This is a genomic window from Bifidobacteriaceae bacterium, assembly GCA_031281585.1.
In the GTDB taxonomy this organism is placed as follows: domain Bacteria; phylum Actinomycetota; class Actinomycetes; order Actinomycetales; family WQXJ01; genus JAIRTF01.
In genome coordinates, this window is the sequence record JAITFE010000056.1 from 100514 (window position 1) to 107353 (window position 6840).

Consider the following 6840-nt stretch of genomic DNA (forward strand, 5'->3'; position numbering starts at 1 on the left):
CGTGGAGGCGGCACGGCCCTTTTCTCCGGCTGGCCGGGGGTCGGTAGGCTGGACCAGGCCGCGCTACGGCGCGCGGCGAATGGACCGATCTCAGGAGTTCCCCATATGCCAAAGGTGACGTATTACAGCGGCCAGAGCCTGCCACTGGAAATGCACAAGGTTCGAATCATCCAGAAGCTCACTCTGCTGCCAATCGAGGAACGGCTGGCCGCCATCACCAAGGCGGGCTACAACACGTTCTTGTTGGAGAACAAAGACGTCTTCCTGGACATGCTGACTGACAGCGGCGTCAACGCGATGTCCGACCGCCAGCAGGCGGCCATGTTGTTGGCCGATGACGCCTACGCCGGTTCCGCCACCTTCACCCGTCTGCATTCCAAGCTCAAAGAGCTGTTCGGCATGCAGTACTTCCTGCCCGCGCACCAGGGCCGCGCCGCCGAACACATCCTGGCCAAGACGTATGTGCGGCCGGGCGCCTTGGTGCCTATGAATTACCACTTCACCACCGTCAAAGCCCACATCACCGAACTGGGCGGCGAGGTTCTGGAGCTAATCTGCCCCGAAGGCCTGTCCGTTGACGCGCCCGGCGACTTCAAGGGCAACTTCGACGTGCCGGCCCTGGACCGCTTGGTGGCTGAGCGCGGGGCCGAGGCGATCGCGTTCGTCCGGGTCGAGGCCGGAACCAACCTGATTGGCGGCCAGCCGTTCTCGCTGGAGAACCTCCGCCAGGTGCGGGCGGCCTGCACCCGGCACGGCCTGACCCTGGTGATGGACGCCTCCCTGCTGGCCGACAACCTGCATTTTATCAAGGAGCGCGAGCGGGGCGCCGCGCACCTGTCGATCCCGCAGATCACCCGTGCCATGGCGGACGCCTGCGACATCATCTATTTCTCAGCCCGCAAGCTGGGCTTCGGCCGCGGCGGCGGCATCTGCATCCGCGACGAGGCGACCTACAGGCGGATGCGCGGCCTGGTGCCCATGTATGAGGGCTTCTTGACCTACGGCGGCATGTCGGTCCGCGAGATGGAGGCCATCACCGTGGGCCTGGAAGAGACCATGGACGAAGACATGATCAACCAGGGGCCCCAGTTCATTGAGCACATGGTCACCGAGTTGGACTCCTACGGCGTCCCCGTGGTCAAGCCCGCCGGCGGCCTGGGCGCCCATGTCGACGCGATGCGGTTCCTAGACCACCTGCCCCAAACCCAGTACCCGGCGGCGGCCCTGGCCGGGGCCGTCTACCTGGCCTCCGGCGTGCGGGGCATGGAACGCGGCACCATGTCCGAGCAGCGCAATCCCGACGGCTCCGAGCCGTTGGCCCACATGGAATTGGTGCGCCTGGCCGTGCCACGCCGGGTCTTCACGCTTTCCCAGGTCAGCTACGCCATAGACCGGGTGCGCTGGCTGCACGCCAACCGCCGCCTGGTGGGCGGCCTACGCTGGATCGAGGAGCCGGAGATCCTCCGCTTCTTCTACGGCCGCCTGGCGCCCATCGGCGACTGGGCACAGGAATTGGTGGCCAAGTTCCGGGCGGACTTCGGCGACTCGCTCTAGACACCAGCCCGACGCACTCCCCGCAATACCTGCGATCCTTACCCTAGAACACCTGCGATCCTTGTGCTTGACAGGCTTGACCAGGCACAATGCGGAATCCGAACCCGCCCTCCAACGGGAACGGGTACCGTCCCCATTTCCCGGTCGCCAACTCCCGTGCCGACTTCGGCGGCTCACGCTAGCCCAGTGCCGTACGCGAACGCTGTTTCAGGTTGGTCAGCCGATGGCTGCGAACCTGCGACGGCGCCCACGAAGTCGATTTCATCATTCAGCGCGGGCGCCGGGTTGTCGCCGTCGAGGTGAAACTCTCGCGCACGGTGGGCGACGCGGACGCACGACACCTCAATTGGCTGCGCGGCAAACTCGGCCCCAGGCTCGCGGAGGCCATGGTCATCACGACCGGCCCCGAGCCGTACCGGCGCAAGTCCGACAATGTGCTGGTGGTGCCCGCCGCGCTACTCGGCCCGTGACCGGCAGTCGCTTGACGACGGTTGGTCACCAACCGCGGCGCCACCATTCGTCCAGGGAAGGGCGCTCCGCGCCCAAGGTGGTCGGGTCGCCGTGGCCGGGATGGACAATGGTCGCGTCGTCGAAGACCGCGAAAACGCGGTCCACCACGTCGGTCATCAACTGACCGAAGCGGGTCGGGTCGTGGTCCGTGTTGCCCACGCCGCCCGGGAAAAGGGAGTCGCCCGTGAACAGGTGGGTCGGATGGCCTGGCTCTTCGTACGCCAGCGCGATCGAGCCGGGCGTGTGGCCGCGCAGGGCGATCACCCGCAGGACAATCCCCGGCACGCCCATGCGGTTGCCGTGCTCCAGGCCCCGCTCGATTTTCACGCCGGTCTGGCGTTCGATCGCCGCAACGTCGGCCTGGCCCGCCAGCACCGGCACGCCGGCGGCCTGGACCAGGGAAGCCAAAGCCCGGATGTGGTCCCGATGGCTGTGGGTGGTGACGATCAAGCTCAAACGCGGCTCGGCCGCGTCACCGTCCGCGGAGCCCAGCAGGCGGCCTATCGCCACCGGGTCGTCGGCCGCGTCGATCAGGATCTGGTGGCCGGTCTGGCTCGAGGTCAGCAGGTAGACGTTGTTGTCAAGGTCTGACACCGAGGTCGAACGGATCGTCAAAGTGGGCGTTATGGCGAGGAGCGAATCCATACCTAAAGTCCTACCACTTCGGCCAAACCCGCCGAAACCGCCAGTTGGCGGACAAAAACCCCGCCAACTGCCCGCCCAGTCAGCAACCCGCCGGCACAGAATCCGCCAGGCGACGGAGAGAGGCGAAGGCTCAAAGATTGCCGTCGCCGGGACTCAACAGCCCGGTCTCATAGGCGTAGACCACGGCGTGGACGCGGTCGCGCAGCCCTAGCTTCCGGAGCACCCCGCCGACATGGGTCTTGACCGTCGCCTCGGACACGAACAGCTTGGCGGCGATCTCCGCGTTGGTCAGGCCGAGGGCCAACTGGTCGAACACGTCCCGCTCCTTCGGCGTCAAAGCGGCCAATTCCCGAGCCGTGATGTCGGCCTCTTGGTCTTCCCCCGCCCCGGCCGGGACGCCGCCGGAGGGCAGACGAGGCGCGAACAACTCCAACATGCGCCGGGTCACACGGGGCGACACGGCGGCATCGCCGGCCGCCACCGCCCGCACGGCCGCCACCAACTCCTCCGGGCGCACGTCCTTCAACAGGAAGCCGCTGGCGCCGGCTTTCAGCCCGGCGAACGCGTATTCGTCCAGGTCAAAGGTGGTGAGCAGGATCACGCGGGTGGAGGGATAGGCATCTGCGATGCGGCGGGTCGCCTCGATCCCGTCCATCAGCGGCATCCGCACGTCCATCAGCACCACGTCCGGCGCCAGCGCCGCCACCTGGTCCAGGGCAGCGCGGCCGTCCGCCGCCTCGCCGACCACCGAAATCCCCTCCTCGCCCCCCAACACCATGGCGAAGCCCATCCGCATCAGCGACTGGTCGTCCACCAACAACACCCGAATGAGATCCCCGGTCACCGTTCCTCCTTCAACGTCGCCACGACGCGCCAGCCTCCGCCCGGGGTGGGCCCGGCCTCCAATTCGCCGCCGAAGACCGCAACCCGCTGAGCCATGCCGACCAGGCCCTGACCCGAACCCTCCCACTTGGAGGCGGACCCGGCGGCGGGCGACCGGGGCGGTCCGTTTTCAACGGCGACCCGGTACGTGGCAGGCTCTGGCTCGTCGACCTTGACCCGCACCCAGTCGGGCCCGCCCCCGTGCCTTAACACGTTGGTCAACGACTCCTGCGCTATCCGGTAGACGGCCAGCGCCAACGCCTGGTCCTCGGGGATCGCGGCGGCCAATTCCAGGCTCACGGGCAGGCCCGACCGCGTGAAGGACTCGACCAGCGGCACCAGGTCCGCCGCGCCCGGCTGGGGCACCAGTTCCGGCTCGGTGCGCAGCACGGACAGCAACCGCCGCATGTCCGCCACCGTGTGCCGTCCCGTCTTGGACACCAGGGCCAAGGCCTCCTTGGCCCGGTCTGGGTCCCGGTCGATCGCCGCCTGGGCACCGTCCGCCAACGTCACCATCACGGCCACTGAGTGCGCGATCACGTCATGCATCTCCCGCGCGATCCGCGCCCGCTCCGCCGCCACCGCGATCTGCGCCCGCTGATCGCGTTCAAGCGCCAGATGATGGGCGCTGGCGACCAGGGCGGCCACATAACGCCGCCGGTTGCCGAAATGCACAAAGATGCTGACGGCCAGCACGTACATGGCCACTTCGGGGACTATCAACGCCCAGTCGTTCTGGCGCCCCAGGTAAACCATGTTCAGAATCACCAGTTCCGCGCAAGTCGCGCCCAGCCCCAGCCACGCCCAACGGGCCGGCGCCCGCTGGGACACCGCGAACAGCGCGAAGAGCAGCAGCCAACCTTCCGACCGCCCCGCGGCCACCACTCCGGCCGCGTCAGCGACCAAGGCGCCCGCCAACAGCCACAGCGGTTTCGGCCGCCGCCACGCCAGCAGCATGGCGCCGCCGGCCAGCCAAGAGCCGACGAAGAACGCGACCAGCATCCAGCTTGGGCTGCCCGCGAGGGCCGGTTCCGGGCGGGCGTCCGGCGCGGCCATGATCGTCAGGGGACCCGCGCCGGGCTCCACGGCCAGCGAGTTGGAGGATCCGCTCAGCACCAGGTAGAAGCCCGCCGCGGCGAAGTCCATGCCGCGCGGGTGACGCGCCGCGAAGCGCCGCAGCGGCCCCGGCTGGGGCAGGGCCGGATCGGCCGCCGCCTGGCCGCCAACCTGTTCCGCCAACTCCCCACCTCCCGGTCACGTCGCCTAAATTCCGTTGTGCCCGATGCCGTCCGCCCGCCTCCCAGCGCCACCCCCGCCTTGGGCCGAGGACGGTGGCTTTCCCGCCGCCGTCCTGGAAACCCCTTGCCGGGTCAAACAATAGCGCCGGGGAGCGTTCGCCCCTCCCGCGAACGCTCCCCGGCGTTTTCTTGGCGCGCCTAAACGCTCAGGCGTCGCGCTCCTTGAAGACAATGTAACCGCCGACCAGCGCGACGGCGGCCCAGGCGGCCAGACACGCGATAGCGCCCCAGTAGCCGCCCAACAGCGGGTCTTCAGGGTTGACCATCGAGGTCATCCGGCTGGCCCATTCGCCGGCTTGGCTGGGCAGCAACTCGATGGCGCGGGCGACCAGTTCCTTGGTGGCGCCGATCATCATCACGTTGGGCAGGATCAGGTATAGGCCAATCCCGGAGGCGATCGCCCCCGCGCTGGAACGCAGGCAGAAGCCCAGGCCCAAGCCCACCAGGGCGGTGACCACCAGGTAGAAGACCACTCCGACCGCCATCTTGAGGGCGTCCGGGCCGAATTGGGGCGTGTACCCGTTGGCGGCGATGACCCCGGCGGAAACCGCCAGGCTGCCGGCCAAGCCGACAACCGCGAAGGCGGCCGTCACCAGTGCGACCACAATGGCCTTGGCGGCCAGGACGGGGCCCCGGCGGGGCACGGCCGCCAACGTGGAGCGGATCGAGCCGGAGCCGAACTCGTTGGTGACGGCCAGGGCGCCAAGGACAATGGCGATGACTTCGCCGATCGCGAAGAGTCCGTTGTTGGCCACGCTGACCGCGTAGCCGTCGTCCCCCACCGGCAGATTGACGCCGCCGTCGAACGAGCCGACCACGCTCGGGACCAGCAACGCCGTGAACCCGATCGGGAGCACAACCATCAGGAGTCCGCACCACCAGGTTGAACGCAGCGAGCGGATCTTGATCCATTCCGACTTGACAATCCCGGCGAAGGTCAGTTTGTGCCCAACGCGGGACTGGTACTGCCGCTCGACGGGCGCGGCCATGAATGCGGTGGTCATCGGATCGCCTCCTCCGGGATCGGGGCGGCCGAGCGGTATTCGACGGCCGTGTCGGTCAACTTCATATAGGCCTCCTCAAGGGACGCCGTGACCGGCGTCAATTCGTAAAGGATCCAGCCGTGGCGGGCCGCAGCCTGCCCAATCGCCTCGACCGACAGCCCCCGGACCATGATTGTGTCAGGGCCTTCGGCCGTGACGGTGACGTCCGGCGAGGCGAGCGCGGCCGCGATCTGGCCCGCATGCGGCGAGCGCACCCGGGCGGCCACGCCGCTGGACGCGGCCACCAGGTCCGCCACTGACGAATCGGCGATCAGCCGGCCCCGGCCAACCACGATCAGCCGGTCGGCGGTCAGCGCCATCTCCGCCATCAGGTGGGAGGAGATGAAAACGGTCCGGCCTTCCGCCGCGAGGCTTTTGGCCAAGGTGCGGACCCAGGCCACGCCCTCGGGATCCAAGCCGTTGACCGGCTCGTCCAGAATCACGTTGGCCGGGTCGCCCAACAGGGCGGCGGCAATACCCAGGCGTTGGTTCATGCCCAGGGAGTAGGTCTTGATCCGTTTTCCGATCACCGAGCCCAGGCCGGTCATGCCGATCACCTGGTCCACCCTTTGGCGGCCAATCCCATGCGTGGCGGCCAACTGCTGCAGATGGGCGCGGCCCGACCGGTTCGGGTTGGCCGCTTTGGCGTCCAACAGGGCGCCAACCTGGCGCAACGGGGCCCCGCAGACGGTGAACGGCTTGCCGTCCACCGTGGTCCGGCCCGCCGTGGGCCGGTCCAGCCCCATGATCAACCGCATGGTGGTCGACTTGCCCGCGCCGTTCGGCCCCAGGAACCCCGTGACGTGGCCGGGTTCAATGGTGAAGCTGAGACGGTCCACGGCCAGCTTCTGGCCGAACCGTTTGGTCAGCCCTTCGACCTGAATCATCCTTGTCCTTTCACTAGCTGT

At 68.2% G+C, this 6840-nt stretch carries 7 protein-coding genes; 2 read left to right on the plus strand and 5 right to left on the minus strand.

Annotated elements, in window-relative coordinates:
- Window positions 1-105: 105 nt before the first annotated feature.
- Both LBC97_06395 and LBC97_06400 read left to right on the plus strand, forming a co-directional pair.
- The gene (locus tag LBC97_06395) at window positions 106-1554 is read left to right on the plus strand and encodes a tryptophanase (GenBank protein MDR2565678.1); all 1449 of its coding nucleotides are present in this window, start codon (window positions 106-108) and stop codon (window positions 1552-1554) included.
- A gap of 212 nt (window positions 1555-1766) precedes the next feature.
- Window positions 1767-2024 carry a hypothetical protein gene (locus LBC97_06400; GenBank protein MDR2565679.1) on the plus strand — a complete coding sequence of 86 codons (258 nt, stop codon included), beginning with the start codon at window positions 1767-1769 and terminating at the stop codon, window positions 2022-2024.
- Between the two features lie 25 nt (window positions 2025-2049).
- On the opposite strand, the gene LBC97_06405 is transcribed toward LBC97_06400, so the two are convergent.
- The 5 genes from LBC97_06405 to LBC97_06425 form a co-directional block, all read right to left on the minus strand.
- Window positions 2050-2709, minus strand: coding sequence for an MBL fold metallo-hydrolase (locus tag LBC97_06405; GenBank protein MDR2565680.1), 660 nt, complete (start codon window positions 2707-2709; stop codon window positions 2050-2052).
- A gap of 130 nt (window positions 2710-2839) precedes the next feature.
- Window positions 2840-3553: a response regulator transcription factor gene (locus LBC97_06410; protein MDR2565681.1), complete on the minus strand. Its 714-nt coding sequence runs from the start codon at window positions 3551-3553 to the stop codon at window positions 2840-2842.
- Window positions 3550-4830, minus strand: coding sequence for a histidine kinase (locus LBC97_06415; protein ID MDR2565682.1), 1281 nt, complete (start codon window positions 4828-4830; stop codon window positions 3550-3552). The genes LBC97_06410 and LBC97_06415 overlap by 4 nt, the downstream gene beginning before the upstream one ends.
- Window positions 4831-5035: 205 nt before the next feature.
- Window positions 5036-5893 (minus strand): ABC transporter permease, encoded by an 858-nt coding sequence (locus tag LBC97_06420; GenBank protein MDR2565683.1) that lies wholly within the window; start codon window positions 5891-5893, stop codon window positions 5036-5038.
- Window positions 5890-6840: ABC transporter ATP-binding protein (locus tag LBC97_06425; protein MDR2565684.1), on the minus strand; the 951-nt coding region annotated here is incomplete at its 5' end. The genes LBC97_06420 and LBC97_06425, both read right to left, overlap by 4 nt.